The following is a 20,004-nucleotide window of genomic DNA, read 5'->3' on the forward strand; positions in this document are numbered from 1 at the left end:
CGCAGCGCGTCGGCCGTCTCCCGCGGCCCGGTCCCGGCCGCGGCGCCGGCCGCCGTGGCGGAGTCGGCGCCCAGCACCACCGCGGAGAACACCCGCAGCCGTACGGGTTCGGCCAGTAGCCCGGCCACGGTGGAGGTCATCTCGGGTTCCCTTCCAGGCGGTCCGTCCCCGGGGTAGGTGACGCGGGGCGCACGCGGCGACGGGGGCGGCCCTCGGTCCATGACGCCGGGGCACACCACGGCAGGCGCAGCGCCGCCCCACCCTCGCACCGGCCCTGCGCCCCTCGCAGCCGGTTTTCCGGGCGACGAACCGATCCCCGCCCGCGTCGATGTGCGTTACCGGCTGAGCCGGTCGAGGAAGGTGCCGAGCGCGTCGTCGAACTCAGCCGTACGCTCCAGGTTCGGCATGTGTGCCGCCCCCTGGACGACGACGAGTTCCGCTCCCGGCACGCACGACCGCAGCAACTCGGCGTCCTCAAGGGGGGTGAACTCGTCCTCCCTGCCGACCACGACCAGCGTGGGCACCTCGGCCCGGGAGAGCGTGGAGACGTAGTCGGGTCGCTCGGCACGGCCCCGAAGCGCCGCTGCCGCCCCCTCGGGCGGCGTGTCCCGCATCATCCGCAACACGTGCTCGGCGACCTCGGGCAACGCCTCGATGTTCGCCGGGGCGACCATCATCGCCAGCACCTCGTCGGCGTACGGCGCCATGCCCTCGTGGACCAGCCGGTCCGCCGTCGCACGTCGCCTGCGCACGCCCTCCTCGGTCTCCGGCGGCGCGGAGGTGTCGGCGAGCAGCAGGGCACGCAGCCGCTCTGGGTACTGGCGGTGGAAGTCCATGACGATCTGCCCGCCCATGGACAGGCCACCGAGCACGATGTCCCCGACGCCGAGGTGATCCAGCAGCGCGGCGATGTCCCCGGCGAAGGTCTCCAGTGGCGTCTTGCCCGGGATGACCTCGGACTCGCCGTAGCCGCGCAGGTCCGGCACGATGACCCGCCAGCCGCGTGCCGCGAAGTGCTCGGCCTGCGGCCGCCACATCGTACGGTCGAAGGGGTGTCCGTGGACGAGTACCAGGGGCTCACCAGCCCCCATGTCGTCGTAGCCGAGGGTGACACCGTCACGGATAATCGCCTTGGTCACGCGCTCGCCTCATCGGGTCGGTCGAAGCGGCGGGGCCGCTGTCGTACGGCAACGATCCTGCCACACCGATGACTTGGAAGGACTCGCGGAAGGCAGCGGGCAGCGACAGGTCCGGCCCCCGGCCGCCTCGGTGGTCACTCCCGGGCCCGTGCCTCGGCTCGCAGCCGCATGCCGTTCGCCTCGTTCCCGACGTAGCGCCGCGTACGCCGGTAGGTCAGCACCCTGAGCAACGGCGCGAGGAAACCGCGATGCTCGATGGTCAGTTCCAGCTCACAGCCGCCCTCCGTGGCTTCCCGCAGGCGGTGCCCGCCGATCGTGGTCACGCCGGCCGCGGAGGCGATCCAGGTGAAGGATCGGCCCTCGGTGAACTCCGTGACCGTCCAGGTGAGTTCCGGCATACCGGGCTGCTTGACACGTACCCGGGAACCCGCCGCCAGCGCCCCCCGCGTGTCCTTCCGGACCGATGTCACCGTGGACACGTACTCCGGCCAGGACTCGATGTCGACCAGCACCGCCCACACGGCGGCTGGCGGGGCCTGGACGCTGATCTGCTGACGAACGGTCATGCTCTCCTCCAGGCACGCTCCGATGGATGGCCGCCCTGGTGGCCGGTCCGCCCAGGGCCTTACGGGTCCGGGTCACGCTCAGGGGGCTTCGTCAGAACGGCGCCCCACCACCCGGAGAACCTCGTGTGCTGTGTCTGGCGCGCGTGACCGGCGCGACCCGGGCCGGAGTGGCACAGCAGGTGGGGCCCGGCGGAGGTCCGGGTCAACCCACGCCTGGTTCTCCGCCGGTGCCGTCGCGCTTCTCCCGGTCGGCCAGGAAGCGCTCGACCACCGCGCCGAGTTCGTCCGCGGAGGGAAGTTCCACCGGCTCGGCCGTCAGGCTGCCCCGGGTCTCGGCGCCGGCCATCGCGTCGTACTGCTGCTCCAGACCGCGCACCACCGAGACCAACTCCTCGTCACCCTCGGCGAGTTGTCGCTCGATCTCGTTCTGGGTACGCAGCGCCTCGCCGCGCAGCGCCAGCGCGATGTCCGGGAGCACCAGTCCGGTGGCCGAGGTGACACTCTCCAGCACGACCAGCGCCGCGTCCGGATAGGTCGAGCGGGCGATGTAGTGCGGCACGTGTGCCGCCACCCCGAGCACGTCGTGCCCCGCCTCGGCGAGCCGGTACTCCGTCAGCGCCGAAGCGCTACCCGGGACTTGCGCCTCCTCGAACTGGGCGTGGCTGCCGGCCATCAGGTCGGTGCGGTTGCCGTGCGGGGTGAGGCCGACCGGTCGGGTGTGCGGGACGCCCATCGGGATGCCGTGGAACGTGACGGCGAGTCGTGCCCCGACCCGTTCGACGATCTCCCGGACGGCCCTGGTGAACCGCTCCCACTCGACATCCGGTTCCGGGCCGGACAGGAGCAGGAACGGCGCCCCGGTCGCGTCCCGCAGCAGCCGCAACTCCAGACTCGGGAGGTCGTACGACGTCCACTGGTTCTGCTCGAAGGTCATGGCGGGGCGGCGGGCGCGGTAGTCGATGAGCCGGTCGACGTCGAAGCGGGCGACCGTCTGGTGCGGCTGGGTGTCCAACAGCCGTTCGACGATCTGGTCACCGGTGTCCCCGGCGTCGATGAACCCCTCGAAGTGGTAGAGCAACACCAGGCCCCCGGCCTCGGCCGCGTCCACGATCTCGTCGACGGCCCGGAGCCCGCTCGGCTCCCATTCGTACATGCCCTGCGGTTCCCGCACGCTCAGCTCCTTCGTTACCGTGAACGCACTCGGAGGTCCGCCGGCCCCACCGGTGTGCCCGACCGTCCAAGCCACTCGGGACTCATCCGCGACCGCCGGCTCCTCGTACGCTCTGCCGGTCCAACACACCGACGGCCACGCGCATTCCCAGGAGCCACCCTCTCACCGAGGTGGCCGGTCCTGCTCTGATTCCGTGCTGTCGGCTGCCGCGGCGTCGGTCTCGACCAGCTGCCGAGCGTAGCGGGTCATCGAGCGTTGATAACGGGGGAGGTGCCGGGCCAGCGCGGTGATCACCAGCGACACGGCCTCCCGGTCCCGGCCGAGGCTCGTGAGGGCCAGCGCCAGGGTGGCCCGCACCGCGTCATCGAGTTCGTCGGAGGGCGCGTCCAGCTCGGGGGTCAGCAGCGTGACGCTCTCCGCGGGCCGGCCGAGATTGCGGAGCGAACTGGCGAGCTGGATCACCGCGCGCCGCCGGCGTATCCCGGTGAGCCCGGCCGCGAGTGCCTGCTCGTACAGTTCCACCGCTCGGGCGGGATGGCCGGTCGAGTCGAAGGAACAGCCACGCTCGAAGTCGGCGACGGCGCTGCCCACGGGGAGTTCGGCGGCGAGTTCCTCGATCAGCTGACGAAACGCGTCGGCGCTGTGCTCCTCGAGGGAGTCCCAGGCGAGCGCGACGCGGCGTTCCCAGTCCTCCCAGGTCGCCTCGGGCCGCGGCCCGCTCGATGATGCCCCCATTCGTGGGGACGGCTGCGCCATTCGGGATACTTGCTGGTCACTGTCCATCGAACGAGTCTCACACTTCCGTCGGCCGGCACCCACCGGATATCGAGGCGCCCGGTAAGGGTGCGAGCCGGCAATGGCACGCGGGCACAGCTGAGGCCCGCACCCCGGGTTTACGCCCGGAGTGCGGGCCTCTCAGCCGTACCATCCGTCGCCGTCTCAGCAGCGCACGGTCACGTCCTCACCGCGGCCAAGCCGCGATGGGCACCAGCCCGATCAGCTCTGGCCGCCGGCCAGCTTCTCGCGGAGGGCGGCAAGCGCCTCGTCGGAAGCGAGCGCGCCCGAGTCCTCGGTGGACTCCGAGGAGTACGAGCCGCCGCCACCGGCCTGGCCGCCACCGCCGCCGCCACCGGCGTTACCGCCGCCGCCCTGTTGGGCGGGCGCACCGCCAGCCGCGGCACTCTCGGCCGCCGCCTGCTCGTCCGCCTCGCGGGACTTGACCACCTGCGCCTGGTGCTGCTCGAAGCGCACCTGGGCCTCGGCGTACTGGTGCTCCCACTCCTCACGCTGCTTCTCGTAGCCGGGCAGCCAGTCGTTAGCCTCCGGGTCGAAGCCCTCGGGGTAGATGTAGTTGCCCTGGTCGTCGTACGACGCGGCCATGCCGTAGAGAGTCGGGTCGAACTCGACGGCGGTCGGGTCGGCGCCGAAGGCCTCGTTCGCCTGCTTCAGCGAGAGACTGATCCGACGACGCTCCAGGTCGATGTCGATGACCTTGACGAAGATCTCGTCGTTGACCTGGACGACCTGTTCCGGGATCTCCACGTGACGCTCGGCCAGCTCGGAGATGTGCACCAGACCCTCGATGCCCTCGTCCACCCGGACGAACGCGCCGAACGGCACCAGCTTGGTGACCTTGCCGGGCACCACCTGGCCGATCTGATGTGTGCGGGCGAACTGCTGCCACGGGTCCTCCTGCGTCGCCTTCAGCGACAGGGAGACCCGCTCGCGGTCCATGTCGACGTCCAGCACCTCGACCGTGACGTCCTGACCGACCTCGACGACCTCGGAGGGGTGGTCAATGTGCTTCCAGGACAGCTCCGAGACGTGCACCAGGCCGTCGACGCCGCCGAGGTCCACGAAGGCGCCGAAGTTGACGATGGAGGAGACGACGCCGGAGCGCACCTGGCCCTTCTGCAGGGTGGTGAGGAAGGTCTGCCGGACCTCGCTCTGAGTCTGCTCCAGCCAGGCGCGGCGGGACAGCACCACGTTGTTGCGGTTCTTGTCCAGCTCGATGATCTTCGCCTCGAGCTCCTTGCCGACGTACGGCTGGAGGTCCCGCACTCGGCGCATCTCGACCAGGGAAGCCGGGAGGAAGCCCCGCAGGCCGATGTCGAGGATGAGACCACCCTTGACGACCTCGATGACCGTGCCGGTGACGATGCCGTCCTCTTCCTTGATCTTCTCGATGGTGCCCCACGCACGCTCGTACTGCGCGCGCTTCTTCGAGAGGATCAGGCGGCCTTCCTTGTCCTCCTTCTGCAGGACAAGTGCCTCGATCTCGTCGCCGACCGCGACTACCTCGTTGGGGTCGACGTCATGCTTGATCGAGAGTTCCCGCGAGGGGATGACGCCCTCGGTCTTGTAACCGATGTCGAGCAGGACCTCGTCCCGGTCGACCTTCACGATGACGCCGTCGACGATGTCGCCGTCGTTGAAGTACTTGATCGTCTCGTCGATCGCGGCGAGGAAGGCTTCCTCGGAACCGATGTCGTTTACCGCAACCTGCGGCGTGGTCACGGTGGTCTCGGTGCTGCTCGTCATGTGGTAAAGGGCTCCGGTACGGACATTGAGTCGTAGGTACTGCTACGCCGGGAACCCTTGTCGCACCACTGCACATCAGTCGGAAGCCGAACGGCCGGAATCCGAGGAGATACTGAACAGGATGCGAGCGCGACCTGCTATGTCTGAGGAGCGCAGGCCCGCAGCGCAACTTGTAGCATACGGGGGCAGCCGGGCACGGTCAACGCACGAAAGCGGGCATCCGCAACACGTCAGTCATTTCCGGCGCGATCCGCTGAGCACGCCCGTATCGACACGGCGACCAGCATTTTGCCAGCCACCGAACCCACCCCGAGCACCGACCGACACACCGACCGACGACGGGCGCGATGACCCAGGAACCCGAACCCGAACCGGAAGCCACCCGCCGGGCCGCCGGCAGCATCGAGAGCAGCCGGGCCAACCGAGCGTGGTGGGACCGGAACGCCGACGACTACCAGCGGGAGCACGGTGCCTTTCTGGGCGACAGCGAGTTCGTCTGGGGCCCCGAGGGACTGACCGAGACGGCGGCCGGGCTGCTGGGGCCGGTCGACCAGCTCCCCGGTCGCAGGGTGCTGGAGATCGGCGCCGGCGCCGCCCAGTGCGCACGCTGGCTGGCGGCGCGAGGGGCCCGTCCGGTCGCCCTGGACGTGTCGTACGGCCAGCTTCGGCACGCGCGCCGGATCGGCGGCACGCAACACGTGACGGTGCCACTGGTGCAGGCGGACGCCGGGCGGCTGCCCTTTCGCGACGCCTCCTTCGACCTGGCTTGCTCGGCCTACGGCGCGCTGCCTTTCGTCGCCGAGCCGGGGGCCGTGCTGCGTGAGGCTCACCGTGTCCTCCGGCCCGGCGGGCGCCTGGTCTTCTCCGTGACCCATCCGCTGCGCTGGGCGCTGCCGGACGAGCCGGGTCCGGAGGGACTGACCGTGGCCGCCTCGTACTTCGACCGGACGCCGTACGTCGAACAGGGCGAGGACGGTCACGCGGTCTACGTCGAGCACCACCGGACGGTGGGTGATCGGGTACGGGACGTGGTGGGCGCCGGTCTCCGGCTGATCGACCTGGTGGAACCGGAATGGCCCTCCTGGAATCGGCAGGAGTGGGGCGGCTGGTCCCCGCTGCGCGGTGCCCTCATCCCGGGCACCGCGATCTTCGTCTGCGAGCGGGCCGCCGAGGACGGCTGAGCGGAGGGGACGCCGCCGCCCTCGGACGTACGGCACGACGGGCCCGGAGAGCCGAGCGGACGGGACTCCGGCGCTCGCCTCACCGGCGGTTGCCCGACCGCCCAGTGTGGTAAGGCGGAGACACCCCCTCCCCGGAGCCCCAGGAAAGGACCAAGCGTGCCCGCGACGGCCGACGCCAGCTCCACCCCGGGCGCTCCGGGCCATGTCCCGGATCCCAACCGGTGGAAGGCGCTCGCCGTCTGTCTGCTGGCGGGATTCATCACGCTGCTCGACGTCTCGATCGTGAACGTCGGGCTGCCGTCCATCCGCACCGGACTGGGCGCCTCCGAGAGCGCCATCCAGTGGGTCCTCTCCGGCTACGCCCTCGCCTTCGGACTGCTTCTCGTGCCCGCGGGACGGCTGGGCGACGCACGCGGCCGACGCCGGCTGTTCATGGCCGGGCTGATGCTGTTCACCGTGGCCAGCGCGTTGTGCGGGGCAGCCCGGACCCCGACCTGGCTGGTGCTGGCCCGGCTGTTGCAAGGGCTCGCCGGCGGCATGCTGACACCGCAGGTCTCGGCACTCATCCAGCAGATGTTCCGGGGAGCCGAGCGGGGCAGGGCGTTCGGCTACTTCGGCGCGGTCGTCGGTCTCTCCACCGCCGTGGGGCCGATCCTGGGCGGCTTCATCATCGAGCTGTTCGGTGTCGCCAACGGTTGGCGGTGGATCTTCTACGTCAACCTCCCGGTGTGTCTCGTCGCGCTCGTCCTCGCCCGGCGCCTGCTGCCCGGCCCGGAGCACGGCGCCCAGCGATGTGCGCGGGATCTGGACGGACTCGGCGTGCTGCTGCTGGGCGGCGGGGTCGCCCTGGTCCTGCTGCCGCTGATCCAGGAACGGCAGTGGCCGGGCGCGGGCAAGTGGCTGCTGGTGCCGGCCGGGCTGCTGCTGTTCGCGCTGTTCGCCTGGTGGGAGGTACGGCACGGGCGGCGGGCCCAACCCCTGGTGGACATGGCGCTCTTCCGACAGCGGTCGTACACCTTCGGCTCGCTGATCATGCTCTTCTACTTCGCCGGATTCACCTCGATCTTCTTCGTCTTCACCCTCTATCTGCAGGCGGGACTCGGCTACAGCGCGTTGGAGGCGGGTCTGGCCATCACGCCCTTCGCGGTGGGCGGCGCCGTGGCGGCCGGCTTCAGCGGGCGGCTGGTCGCGCGGTACGGCCGCGCGCTGGTCACGGTCGCGCTGACGGCCGTGTTGCTCGGCCTCTGCCTGGTGATCTTCGCGGTGTACGAGGTGCCGGGCCACCGGGTGGGCCTGGCGGTCGCGCTACCACTGCTGCTGGCCGGCCTCGGCGGCGGCTGGGTCATCGCGCCCAACCAGACGCTCACGTTGTCCGCCGTACCGCCCGCACAGGGCGGTAGCGCGGGCGGGGTGCTCCAGACGGGGCAGCGTATCGGCTCGGCCATGGGGATCGCGGCGGTCGGCAGCGTCTTCTTCTCCCGGCTCGCCGTGTCCGAGGGGGACTGGGCAGCGGCGTTTCGGTACAGCCTCGGGGTGTCGGTGGCTTTCGTCGCCCTGGCGCTCCTGGCCTCCCTCGCGGACCTGCGGACCCGCCGGACGGCTGACGGCTGACGGCTGACGACTGACTGAGCCTCCGCCTCGGCCGTACGAGCCTGCCGCACCCGCCGCCGCACGGGGCAGCGCCCCGCGCCGGGAGAAGGGGAACCGGTCGCGGAGCACGGTCACTGACGTCACCGCCGTGCGGGTCAGGGGTCGCGACGGCAGCGCCGGCCCGCTACGAGGAGCTGGGGCTGGGTGTCGGCGAGTCCGAGGGCGGCGCTGGCTCCTCCTGCCTCTTCGTGACCTCCAGGTCCACCAGGAGCGGATCGACGTCCGCCACGTCAGTGGTGATCCGCAGTTGGTACTTCCCGGCCAGCTCACCGGCGTACAGCTGCGGCAGCGTCAACTGGCCCTTCGGACCGGTCTGCCGTCCCTCCAGGGAGTGCACGGGATTGCCCTCGGAGTCCTCGAAGAACGGTGCGTCGGCGCCCTCCGCCGGCTTTCCGTCCTCGGTGACCAGGGTGGCGGTCACCGGGGTCTCCGCCACCGCTTCGCCCTCCCGCGTGGCCTGCACGGTGACCCGCTCGGCGAAGGCGCCACCGGCCACGGCGGTCATCGGGGTCTTGTCGGGACGAGTCAACTCGTCCGGCTCGGGCTCCGGTTCCGGTTCCGGTTCCGGCTCTTCCACTGTCGCGGTGAACTCGGCGGTCAACTCGTCGTGCTCCACGACCTCGGCCCGTACGGTGAAGCTGCCCGCCTGCTCGCCGGCCAGCAGGGGCGGCGCGGTGGCGACGCCCTTCTGGTCTGTGGTCGTCGTGGCCCGCTGTGCGTCGTCCTTCGCGAAGCGTGCTTCGGTCTCGCCATCGATGACGTAGCGCACCCGCACGTCCCTGGCGACCTCACCCCGCTCGTCCGTGACCTTCGTCCGGAACACGTCGGTGAACTCGTCGCCCGCGGTGACCGTCGCCTTCTCGGCACTCACCCGCTCCAGCTCCGCGGGCGTGTCGGGCGAGGGTGTGGGGTCCTCCTCGCCCGGCTCGTCCCCGCCGGGGTCCTCATCACCGGGCTTGTCACCGGGTTCTTCGCCACCCGGTTTGTCGCCGGGCTTTCCGCCACCCGGCTTGTCACCTGGCTTGTCACCCTCCGGCTCGTCCTTCCCGGGGTCCTTCCCGACCGGGCTGGACGGACGGTCGGTGCGCTCCCTCGGCGTCTCCGGCAAGGGCCCCTCACCGTCCGGCACCTCGTGCACTCCGGAACGGTAGAACTCGAACCAGGAGAGCACCGTACGCAGGTAGTCCTGGGAGCGGTTGTAGCTCAGGATGGCGCTGTCCAGCTCAGCCTTGGCCGACAGGTCCCGCTCTCCGGCGCAGAGGTACTCCCCGGCGGCCAGCGCGGCGTCGAAGACGTTGTTGGGGTCCTTGCGACCGTCGCCGTTCCCGTCCGCGCCCCAACGCGCCCACGTCGAGGGGATGAACTGCATCGGCCCGACCGCGCGGTCGTAGGTGGCGTTGCCGTCGTAGACGCCGCGGTCGGTGTCCTCGATCTTCGCGAAGCCCTTGCCGTTCAGCACCGGACCGAGGATCGGCTCGACCGTCGTGCCCTCACTGTCGACCGCACCGCCACGCGCCTGGCCGGACTCCACCTTGCCGATGGCGGCCAGCAGTTCCCAGGGCAGCTCGCAGGACCCGTCCGAGGCTGCGACGGCGTCCTCCGCCTTCTTGTACGCGTCGAGGACGGTCGCGGGTATGCCGGCGTCGTCCTTCTCCGGCTTGTCACCGTCCGGGCGCTGGGGATCGGGCGACTCCAGCGGGGGCAACTCGGTGTGGTACGAGTCGTCGCCCGGGCCCTCCGCACGCGGTGCCTCGGACTGTGGCCCCTCGTCGTCCTCACCCGGTGACGCGGCGTTCAGTCCCGGAGCCTGCGAAGCGGTGAGCGCCGCCATCGCGGCTGCCGCGACCGCGGCCGTACTCACGCCCCTGCGCAGCCGCGGCCCGGTGAACTCGGCGGACTTGGCCGCTGCGTGCCTGCCACGGTATCGCCTCATGAAATCCGACCGCCCTCTTCCCCTGCGGACACCGACAACGGGTGACCCTACGCCACGTACAGGCCATAAGTCAGCGCCCACGAGGCACAGTTACGACCGGAACGCCCAGGTCCGGCTCAACTGGCCGACCACACGCGGCGATCCCGAGGAAGCGGTCGCACGGGCGACGGTCAGCGACTGACGCGTACGTCGCGGCGTACTCACTCAGGCGCGCACAGCACCGCACGAGCGCGGCACGACACGGCACACGTGCGGGGACGCACGCGCGACACGGTGTCGAGGGCGGTCCGGGGGCTCAGTGCGCGGCGGAGTCCCAGTCCCCGCCGGATCCCACCGAGACGCGGAGGGGCGCGCGCAGGCGCACCGCCCCCTCCATCCGCTCCCGCACCAGCTCCTCGACCCTCTCGCGCTCCCCTGAGGCGACCTCTAGCACGATCTCGTCGTGCACCTGGAGCAGCATCCGGGAACGCAGCCCGGCCTCGCGCAACGCCTCGGCGACCCTGAGCATGGCGACCTTGACGATGTCCGCCGCCGTCCCCTGGATGGGCGCGTTCAGCGCCATCCGCTCGGCCATCTCGCGACGCTGCCGGTTGTCACTCGTCAGGTCCGGGAGATAGCGGCGTCGGCCCATGATGGTCTCGGTGTATCCGGTGGCTCGCGCGTCCTCCACCGCCCGGCGCAGGTAGTCCCGCACCCCGCCGAACCGCTCGAAGTAGTTGTCCATCAGGCGGCGGGCCTCGTCCGGTGCGATGGACAACTGCTGGGACAGGCCGAACGCCGAGAGGCCGTACGCGAGGCCGTAGGACATGGCCTTGGTCTTACGACGCATCTCGGCGTCGACCGCGGTGCGCGGCACTCCGAAGACCTGGGAGGCGACCGTGTCGTGCAGGTCCTCGCCGGAGGTGAAGGCCTCGATCAGGCCCTCGTCGTCGGAGAGATGCGCCATCACCCGCAGCTCGATCTGGCTGTAGTCGGCGGTCAGCAGCGACTCGAAGCCCGCACCGACCCGGAATCCCTTGCGGATGGCCCGGCCCTCGTCCGTACGCACGGGGATGTTCTGCAGGTTGGGGTCCGTGGAGGACAACCGGCCGGTGGCGGCGACCGTCTGGAAGAAGGTCGTGTGGATACGGCCGTCGGCCGCGATGGTCTTGATCAGGCCCTCGACGGTGGTGCGGAGCTTCTGCTGCTCGCGGTGGCGCAGCATCAGCAGGGGCAACTCGTGCTCGGTCTGGGTGGCGAGCCAGGCCAGCGCGTCCGCGTCGGTGGTGTAACCCGTCTTGATCTTCTTTGTCTTGGGCAGCGCCAGCTCACCGAAGAGCACCTCCTGGAGCTGCTTCGGAGAGCCGAGGTTGAACTCGTGCCCCACCGACGCGTGCGCGTCCGTGACCGCCTGTCCCACGGCGTCCGCGAACTGCTGCTCCAGGCCGGACAGCCACTCCCGATCGGCGGCGATGCCGGCGCGCTCCATGTCGGCCAGCAGCGCGGAGGTGGGCAGCTCCAGGTCACGCAGCAACTCGGCCGCGCCGACCTCCGCCAGCCGCTCCTCGAAGGCTTCGCCGAGGTCCAGGATGGCGCGGGCCTTGCCCATCAGGGCGTCGGCCTCCGCCTGCTCGTCCGCCCCGAAGGCCAGTTGACCGCCGCCCTCGACGGGTCGCGGCAACTCCCGGCCCAGGTACTCGACGGTCAGGCCGTCCAGCGTGAAGGACCGACGGCCCGGCTTGACCAGATACGCCGCGAGCGCGGTGTCCATCGTCACCCCGGCGACCCGCCAGCCCTGGTCAGCGAAGACCCGCATGACGGCCTTGGCGTCGTGCATCACCTTCGGTGCGCTCACGTCCGCGATCCAGTCCGCGAAGGCCCGCTCCGCCGTCTCGTCCAGCTGCGACGGGTCGAACCAGGCGGCTGCTCCCTCGGGCGTGGCGAGCGCGATCTCGCTGACGGTCCCGCTGCCCAGTCGCCAGGTGTCGACGGTGGCCAGCCCGAGCGGTCCGGTGCCGTGCTCCGCCAGCCAGGCGGGCAGCTCCCCGTCGTCCAGCACCCGACCGTCCAGCTCGACGCCGGCGGCCAGATCAGCCTCCGTCTCGGCTTCCGCTGCGGCCGGATCGACGGCGAACAGCCGCTCGCGGAAGTTGAGGTGGCGAAACTCCAGTGCGTCCAGCACCATGCGGAGGGCTTCGGTGTCGTACGGCACCCGGGCCAGGTCGGCGGGCCGTTCGGGCAGCTCGACGTCCCGCACCATCTCGGTGAGGACGCGGTTCAACCGGACCGCGTCCAGGTGCTCGCGGAGGTTCTGCCCGGCCTTGCCCTTGACCTCGTCGGCCCGCTCCACCAGCTCGGCGAAGGAGCCGAACTGGTTGATCCACTTCGTGGCGGTCTTCTCCCCCACGCCCGGGATGCCCGGCAGGTTGTCCGAGGGGTCGCCGCGCAGCGCCGCGAAGTCCGGATACTGCTGTGGTGAGAGGCCGTACTTCTCCCGGACCTTCTCCGGGGTGAAGCGCGTGAGCTCGGAGACGCCCTTGGTCGGGTAGAGCACCGTGACGTTGTCGGTGATCAGCTGGAAGCAGTCGCGGTCCCCGGTCACGATCGACACCCGATAGCCCTCGGCCTCCGCCTGGCTGGCCAGCGTGGCGATGACGTCGTCCGCCTCGAAGCCGTCCACCGCGAAGCGCTTGACCCGCATCGCGTCCAGCAGCTCGCCGATCAGCTCGACCTGCCCCTTGAACTCGTCGGGGGTTGTGGAGCGATTGGCCTTGTACTCCGCGAACTGCTCCGAGCGCCAGGTCTTCCGGGAGACGTCGAAGGCGACGGCGAAGTGCGTGGGCGCCTCGTCACGCAGGGTGTTCGCCAGCATCGAGGTGAAACCGTAGATCGCGTTCGTCGGCTGGCCGGTCGTGGTGGAGAAGTTCTCCGCGGGCAGCGCGAAGAACGCTCGGTATGCGAGGGAGTGCCCGTCCATGAGGAGCAGGCGCGGAACGGTGTCGGTGGATTCGGTGCCGCTGGATGCTGTCTTTGCCACGCCCGCATACTCGCACGCGCCACTGACAACCGGCTCGGACGTGATCCTGAGCACGCGGACGGTCCGCTCGTCGGTGGCGCGTGGGAGTATCGGAGCATGAGCCGCAAGCCGCCCGCACACGATCCCTCTCAGGACTCTCCCGAGGTCACAGAACCGCACAAGGCCGCCGCGGGTCTGCCCGCCGTCGGTCACTCGCTGCGTATGGCCGGTCAGCAGATGGGGGTCCGGCGCACCGCGCGCACCCTGCTGCGGGTCAACCAGAAGGACGGTTTCGACTGCCCGGGGTGCGCCTGGCCGGACGGCGAGAAGCGGCACACGGCGGAGTTCTGTGAGAACGGCGTCAAGGCGGTGGCCGAGGAGGCGACCACCCGACGGGTGACCGCGGACTTCTTCGCCCGCCACCCGGTCGCGGAGCTGGCGGAGCGCTCCGGTTACTGGCTGGGGCAGCAGGGCCGGCTCACCGAGCCGATGTATCTGCCGGAGGGCGGTTCGGCGTACGAACCCGTCTCCTGGCAGCGCGCCTTCGACATCATCGCCGAGGAGCTGACGGCACTGGACTCGCCGGACGAGGCGGTGTTCTACACCTCGGGGCGTACGAGCAACGAGGCCGCGTTCCTCTACCAGCTCTTCGCCCGGGAGTTGGGCACCAACAACCTGCCGGACTGCTCGAACATGTGCCACGAGTCCTCCGGTTCCGCGCTCACCGAGACGATCGGTGTCGGCAAGGGCAGCGTGCTGCTGGAGGACCTGCCGCGGGCGGACCTGATCATCGTGGCCGGGCAGAACCCGGGCACCAACCACCCGCGCATGCTCACCGCCCTGGAGCACGCGAAGGCCGCCGGCACCAGGATCATCACGGTGAATCCGCTGCCGGAAGCCGGAATGACCCGCTTCAAGAACCCACAGACCCCTCGTGGGCTGGTGGGCGGCGGCACCGCGCTCACCGACCTGTTCCTCCAGCTGCGGATCGGCGGCGACCAGGCCCTCTTCCGGGCGCTGAGCCGGCGCGTGCTGGAGGAGGGCGGCACCGATGAGGAGTTCATCCGGGAGTACACCCACGGCTTCGAGGAGTACGCCGCGACCGCGCGTTCGGCGGACTGGGACGAGACGCTGCGCGCCACGGGCTTGACCCGCGCGGAGATCGAGGAGGCCGCACAGTTGGTGCTGTCCTCGAAGCGCATCGTCATCTGCTGGGCGATGGGCCTCACCCAGCACAAGCACTCGGTCCCCACCATCCGCGAGGTGGTCAGCCTCCTGCTGCTGCGGGGCAGCGTCGGACGTCCCGGCGCTGGCGTCTGCCCGGTGCGTGGACACAGCAACGTCCAGGGCGACCGTACGATGGGTATCTTCGAGCGTCCCGACGCCGGCTTCCTGGACGCGCTGGAGCGGGAGTTCGGCTTCGCCCCGCCGCGGGCCCACGGTCTGGACGTCGTGCGCGCCATCCGCGCGCTGCGGGACGGCGAGGCGAAGGTGTTCTTCGCCATGGGCGGCAACTTCGTCTCGGCCTCCCCGGACACCGCCGCGACCGAGGACGCCATGCGGCGGGCCCGGCTGACGGTGCACGTCTCCACCAAGCTCAACCGCTCGCACTGCGTGACCGGCGCGCGGGCACTGATCCTCCCCACCCTGGGGCGTACGGAGCGGGACGTACAGGCGACCGGGGAACAGTTCGTGACCGTCGAGGACTCGATGGGCATGGTGCACGCCTCCCGCGGCCGGCTGCGACCAGCGGGCGACCAGCTGCTGTCCGAGCCCGCGATCGTGTGCCGGCTGGCGAGACGGGTGCTCGGCTCGAGGTCGGCCACCCCCTGGGAGACCTTCGAGCGGGACTACGCCACGGTCCGGGAGCGCATCGGCCGGGTCGTTCCGGGCTTCGAGGACTTCAACGAACGTGTCGGCCGCCCCGGCGGTTTCGCTCTGCCGCACGCCCCGCGCGACGAGCGACGCTTCCCCACGGACACCGGCAAGGCCAACTTCACCGCGGCGCCGCTGGAGTATCCGCGGCTCCCCGAGGGGCGGCTGTTGCTGCAGACCCTACGGTCGCACGACCAGTACAACACCACCGTCTACGGCCTCGACGACCGCTACCGCGGCATCCGGGACGGCCGCCGAGTGGTCCTCGTGCACCCGGAGGACGCGGCGGCCCTGGGCTTCGGCGACGGCGATTACGCCGACCTGACCAGCGAGTGGCGGGACGGCGCCGAGCGCACCGCACCCGGCTTCCGGGTGGTGCACTACCCCACCGCCCGTGGCTGCGCCGCCGCCTATTACCCGGAGACCAACGTCCTGGTGCCGCTGGACGCCACCGCCGACACGAGCAACACCCCGGCGAGCAAGTCGCTGGTGATCCGCCTCACCCCGAGCGCACCCGCGGCGGAGCGCCCGTCCGAGGTCTGATAGGAATCACCGGGTACGGACGACGTACGGCCCACCGCGCCCTGAGGACTTCCCACTGGGAGGGCTCCCCCCGGTCGGGCCGTCCAACGGGAGCGGGGCTGGCCAGCATGGGCGACGTGGACACGACGAGGTTCTCGCCAGAGGTCCTGGAGGAGTGGTCCGGGCTCGGCATCGACCTGCCGGCGCTGTTCTCCGCCGGTGACCTCGGCAACCTCATGGGACTGCGGGTGCTGGAGGCCGATCCGCGGAAGGTCGTCGGCACGCTGCCGGTCGAGGGCAACACCCAGCCGTACGGACTGCTGCACGGCGGCGCCTCCGCCGTGCTGGCCGAGACGCTGGGCTCGGTCGGCGCGATGCTGCACGGCGGGCCACGGAAGATCGCCGTGGGCGTGGACCTGAACTGCACCCACCACCGCGGACTGCGCTCCGGGCTGGTGACCGGCACCGCCACACCGGTGCACCTGGGCCGCAGCAGCGCCAGCTACGAGATCGTGCTCACCGAGGAGTCCGGCAAACGCGTGTGCACGGCCCGACTGACCTGCATGCTGCGGGAGTCCGACGCGCACGGCGTGCCGCCTGAGAGGACCGCGGCGGACACGTCGGCACCGGCAGCCGACTGAGTCTGGGTCCCGAACAGCCAACTTCCGGGCTGTCGACGTCCGGAAACCCGTGGCGCGCGGCACGCCGAACCCGCTACTCCTGCCGCTGCTTCCTCTCCTCGGCGTCCTGCACGACCGCTTCCGCGACCTGCCGCATGGTCAGCCTCCGGTCCATCGAGGTCTTCTGAATCCATCGGAAGGCCGCCGGCTCCGTCAGGCCGTACTGGGTCTGCAACACGCTCTTCGCCCGGTCAACCAGCTTCCGGGTCTCCAGCCGCTGCGTGAGGTCGGCGACCTCCTGGCTGAGCACCCGCAGCTCCGTGAAGCGGGAGACCGCCATCTCGATCGCCGGCACGACGTCGCTCTTGCTGAACGGCTTGACCAAATACGCCATCGCGCCGGCGTCCCGGGCCCGCTCCACCAACTCCCGCTGGGAGAAGGCGGTGAGCATGAGAACCGGCGCGATGTTCTCCGCGGCGATCCGCTCCGCGGCGGAGATTCCGTCCAACACCGGCATCTTGACATCGAGAATGCACAGATCCGGCTGGCTCTCCCGCGCCAGCTCCACCGCGCGCTGACCGTCGCCGGCCTCACCGACGACGGTGTACCCCTCCTCCTCCAGCATCTCCTTGAGGTCCATCCGGATCAGGGCCTCGTCCTCCGCGATCACGACGCGCTTCGTCCGTGGCGGGACATGGGCGCCTTCCTCGGCGGCTCCGGCCGATCCGGCGGCGCTGGCAGTGCTGCTGTCGGTCTCGCTCTCACTCGGCTTCGGGGTGGGCTCGGGGACGTCCGCGGTGCTCACTGGGTTCCTCGTTTCCGCACAGGTGGGGACAACGAGCCTACCCAGCTGCTGTATGATCGGGGCACGAGGGGTCAGCCGTGCCCTTCGTTTCGAAGGGGCCCCGGTAGCCCAGTGGAAGAGGCAATGGATTCAAAACCCATACAGCGTCGGTTCGAATCCGACTCGGGGCACTTTCCTTCGATTCCCTAGGCGCTCCCTGGGAGCGCTGTTCTCGCCCGCGTCTCTCGTGTCCGTTACGGACCCGGCGCCGCGCGGGTGCGGGAGCATGGGCTCATGTCCGCATTGACGCGCGATGAAGCGCAGACCCGAGCCAGGCTCGTCAGCGTCCGACACTACTCGCTCGACCTCGACCTGACCGCTCACCCGGAGACCTTCCGCTCCCGCTCAGTGATCCGGTTCAGCGTACGACAGCCGGGCGCGGACACCTTCGTCCAGTTGCGTCCCGACACCCTGCACGAGGCCGCCCTCGACGGCGAGCGGCTGGACCCCGCGCTGCTCGCCGACGGACGGCTGCCGCTCACCGACCTCGCGCGGGGCGAGCACGAGCTGCGGGTAACGGCGGACATGCCGTACTCCCGGGTGGGCGAGGGCATGCACCGGTTCACCGACCCCGCCGACGGTCGTACGTACGTCTACACCCAGTGCTTCATGGACGACGCGCCCCGGGTCTTCGCCTGCTTCGACCAACCGGATCTGAAGGCGACCTTCGACGTCGCCGTCACGGCTCCCGCCGACTGGACCGTGCTCGGCAACGGCACGGCCCAGCGCACCGGCGGGGGCCGCTGGGAGTGCGCGACGACCCCGCCGATCAGCACGTACCTGGTGGCGGTGGTGGCCGGCCCCTACCACTCGGTGCGTACGGAGCACGCGGGAATCCCGTTCGGCCTGCACGTACGCCGCTCGCTGGCCGAGGAGTTGGACGCCGACGCGGAGGAGCTGCTCGACCTCACCCGGCGGTGCTTCGACCACTACCACGAGATCTTCGCCGAGCCCTACCCGTTCGACTCCTACGACCAGGCGTTCGTGCCGGAGTTCAACGCCGGCGCGATGGAGAACCCCGGACTGGTCACCCTTCGGGACACCTACGTCTACCGCGGTGCCGTCACCGCGACCGAGCGCCAGCTGCGCGGCGTGGTGATCGCCCACGAGATGGCCCACATGTGGTTCGGCGACCTGGTGACGCTGCGCTGGTGGGACGACACCTGGCTGAACGAGTCGTTCGCGGAGTACATGGGCTACCAGACGGTGCACGAGGCGACTCCGCACGAGGGCGCGTGGACGGACTTCGCCGTCGACCGGAAGAACTGGGGATACGACGCGGACCAGCGCGGCTCCACCCACCCGGTGGCGCCCGACCCGCGGGACGTGCCGGACACCGCATCGGCACTGCTCAACTTCGACGGCATCTCGTACGCCAAGGGCGCCAGCGCGCTGCGACAACTCGTCGTCTGGCTGGGCGAGAAGTCGTTCCTCGCGGGCATCAACGAGCACTTCGCGCGACACCGCTTCGGCAACGCCTCCCTGACGGACTTCCTGGACTCCCTGTCCCACGCCGCCCCCAACCGGGACGTGCACGCCTGGGCCGAGCGCTGGTTGCGCACCTCGGGCGTGGACACCCTGGTGCCGCGTACGGGCGAGGGTGCCGGCCAGGGGTACACGCAGCTGCGTCACGACGGCAGCCGCCCGCACCGGCTGGCCCTGGGTGTGTACGACCGGGCGCCGGCCGATCCGGGCCAGCTGGTGCTGCGGGAACGCCTGGAGGTGGACCTGACCACGGACGGCACCGGCCTCAGCCAGGTGGCAGAGGGTCCGCGCCCGGACCTGCTGTTGGGCAACGACGGCGATCTGAGCTACGTCAAGGTCCGGCTGGACGAGGACTCCTGGACGACCGTCCGGGAGGCGCTGTCCGGGCTGCCCGACCCGCTGTCCCGGGCGGTGGCCTGGACCGCCGCGCGACACATGGTGCGGGACGGCCAACTGCCGCCGTCCGCCTACCTGGAGACCGTACGGGCGCACCTGCCGGCGGAGCGGGACGAGGCGATCGCCTCGGGGGTGCTGTCCTTCGCCCGTACCCAGTTGGCGGACCGGTACCTCGCCGGCCCGGCCCGTACCGAGGCGCTGGACCTGCTCACCGACACCTGCCGGGAGCTGCTGTCCCGTACGGCCGACGGGTCGGCGCCCGGAATCCGGTTGACGGCGGTGCGCGCGTACATCGACAGTGCGACGGACCCCGCGGAGTTGGCCGGCTGGAACGCCGCGGGCAGCGCGCCCGGTGGTCCGGAACTGGACCCCGAGCTGCGCTGGCGGCTGCTGCTGCGGCTGGCGGTGCTCGGCGCGGCCGGCGAACGGGAGATCAGGCGGATGTCGACGGCGGATCCCGGCGCCACGGGCGAGGAGGGAGCGGCCCGTTGCCGAGCGGCCCTGCCCGATCCGGCCGCCAAGGAGGCGGCGTGGGAGTCGCTCTTCGGCGAGTCGGCGGAGCTGTCCAACTACCTCTTCACGGCGACCGTTCGGGGTTTCTGGCAGCCGGAGCAGCCGGAGGTGCTGGCGCCGTACGTCGAACGGTACTTCGAGGCGGCCGTACGCACCGCCGCGCGTCGGGGCGCGTCCATCGCCAAGGCCGTCGGGCGCTGGGGCTTTCCCGGCCCACTGGCCGACGCGGAGACCCTGCGGCGGGGCGAGGACTGTCTGCGCACGGCGCGTCCCACACCGGCACTACGGCGTCAGCTGGTTGACGAACTGGACGACCTGCGGCGGGCCTTGCGGGTGCGCGAGAGCGGTTGAGGCGTAGTGGACGCGGGGCGGGGCGGCTGCGGGGCCGCCGGACACGCGTCCACCGGACGTGGGGTGGCTGGGGCGTCATGACTCGCGACACCGTGCCACCTTCGGGCGAAAAACCGCGCTGGCGGTAAACAGCGGCGGAGAGGGCGCATAGGTTAGGGAAACCTCACCGTCTGATGCGGCGGGAGTACCAAGCGTAGCCATTACGGATATCCGCGGACCTCC

13 protein-coding genes and 1 tRNA gene are annotated in these 20,004 nt (G+C 70.7%); 6 read left to right on the plus strand and 8 right to left on the minus strand.

The features are described from left to right. Positions 1-335 precede the first annotated feature (335 nt). From AN216_RS18390 to rpsA, 5 genes are all read right to left on the minus strand, one after another. A complete protein-coding gene (locus tag AN216_RS18390; protein ID WP_070197822.1) occupies positions 336-1,091 on the minus strand; it encodes an alpha/beta fold hydrolase in 756 nt (251 codons plus the stop codon). 182 nt (positions 1,092-1,273) lie between these two features. Beyond that, a complete protein-coding gene (locus tag AN216_RS18395) occupies positions 1,274-1,705 on the minus strand; it encodes an SRPBCC family protein (RefSeq protein ID WP_070197787.1) in 432 nt (143 codons plus the stop codon). Positions 1,706-1,907: 202 nt separating this feature from the next. Next, positions 1,908-2,858 (minus strand): PAC2 family protein, encoded by a 951-nt coding sequence (locus tag AN216_RS18400; RefSeq protein ID WP_170843166.1) that lies wholly within the window; start codon positions 2,856-2,858, stop codon positions 1,908-1,910. A gap of 180 nt (positions 2,859-3,038) precedes the next feature. After that, positions 3,039-3,611 carry a tetratricopeptide repeat protein gene (locus tag AN216_RS18405; protein WP_070197789.1) on the minus strand — a complete coding sequence of 191 codons (573 nt, stop codon included), beginning with the start codon at positions 3,609-3,611 and terminating at the stop codon, positions 3,039-3,041. A 261-nt stretch (positions 3,612-3,872) separates the two neighbouring features. Beyond that, complete coding sequence (rpsA, locus tag AN216_RS18410) at positions 3,873-5,417, minus strand: 30S ribosomal protein S1 (protein WP_070197790.1); 1,545 nt, start codon at positions 5,415-5,417, stop codon at positions 3,873-3,875. Between the two features lie 347 nt (positions 5,418-5,764). Between rpsA and AN216_RS18415 the strand changes: the two genes are divergently transcribed. Both AN216_RS18415 and AN216_RS18420 read left to right on the plus strand, forming a co-directional pair. Next, positions 5,765-6,598 (plus strand): class I SAM-dependent methyltransferase, encoded by an 834-nt coding sequence (locus AN216_RS18415; RefSeq protein WP_070197791.1) that lies wholly within the window; start codon positions 5,765-5,767, stop codon positions 6,596-6,598. A gap of 156 nt (positions 6,599-6,754) precedes the next feature. Then, positions 6,755-8,209 (plus strand): MFS transporter, encoded by a 1,455-nt coding sequence (locus AN216_RS18420; protein WP_070197792.1) that lies wholly within the window; start codon positions 6,755-6,757, stop codon positions 8,207-8,209. Between the two features lie 163 nt (positions 8,210-8,372). Here AN216_RS18420 and AN216_RS18425 read toward each other — a convergent pair whose 3' ends face one another. Further along, entirely contained in the window at positions 8,373-10,181 is a 1,809-nt protein-coding gene (locus AN216_RS18425) for a lytic transglycosylase domain-containing protein (RefSeq protein WP_070197793.1), read from the minus strand. A 295-nt stretch (positions 10,182-10,476) separates the two neighbouring features. Further along, positions 10,477-13,197 (minus strand): DNA polymerase I, encoded by a 2,721-nt coding sequence (gene polA / locus AN216_RS18430; RefSeq protein ID WP_070197823.1) that lies wholly within the window; start codon positions 13,195-13,197, stop codon positions 10,477-10,479. Positions 13,198-13,293: 96 nt separating this feature from the next. Between polA and AN216_RS18435 the strand changes: the two genes are divergently transcribed. Next, on the plus strand, positions 13,294-15,594 hold the full coding sequence (locus tag AN216_RS18435) for an FdhF/YdeP family oxidoreductase (protein WP_070197794.1): 2,301 nt from the start codon (positions 13,294-13,296) through the stop codon (positions 15,592-15,594). Positions 15,595-15,701: 107 nt separating this feature from the next. Further along, positions 15,702-16,214 carry a PaaI family thioesterase gene (locus tag AN216_RS18440; RefSeq protein WP_070197795.1) on the plus strand — a complete coding sequence of 171 codons (513 nt, stop codon included), beginning with the start codon at positions 15,702-15,704 and terminating at the stop codon, positions 16,212-16,214. 73 nt (positions 16,215-16,287) lie between these two features. On the opposite strand, the gene AN216_RS18445 is transcribed toward AN216_RS18440, so the two are convergent. Beyond that, the gene (locus AN216_RS18445) at positions 16,288-16,998 is read right to left on the minus strand and encodes an ANTAR domain-containing response regulator (protein WP_070197796.1); all 711 of its coding nucleotides are present in this window, start codon (positions 16,996-16,998) and stop codon (positions 16,288-16,290) included. Between the two features lie 97 nt (positions 16,999-17,095). Here AN216_RS18445 and AN216_RS18450 point away from each other — a divergent pair. Together AN216_RS18450 and pepN are read left to right on the plus strand one after the other, a co-directional pair. Continuing rightward, positions 17,096-17,168 (plus strand) — tRNA-Leu (locus tag AN216_RS18450). A gap of 103 nt (positions 17,169-17,271) precedes the next feature. Further along, complete coding sequence (gene pepN, locus AN216_RS18455) at positions 17,272-19,782, plus strand: aminopeptidase N (protein ID WP_070197797.1); 2,511 nt, start codon at positions 17,272-17,274, stop codon at positions 19,780-19,782. The last annotated feature ends 222 nt before the right edge of the window (positions 19,783-20,004 follow it).

Source organism: Streptomyces oceani (assembly GCF_001751245.1).
GTDB classification, from domain to species: Bacteria; Actinomycetota; Actinomycetes; order Streptomycetales; family Streptomycetaceae; genus Streptomyces; species Streptomyces oceani.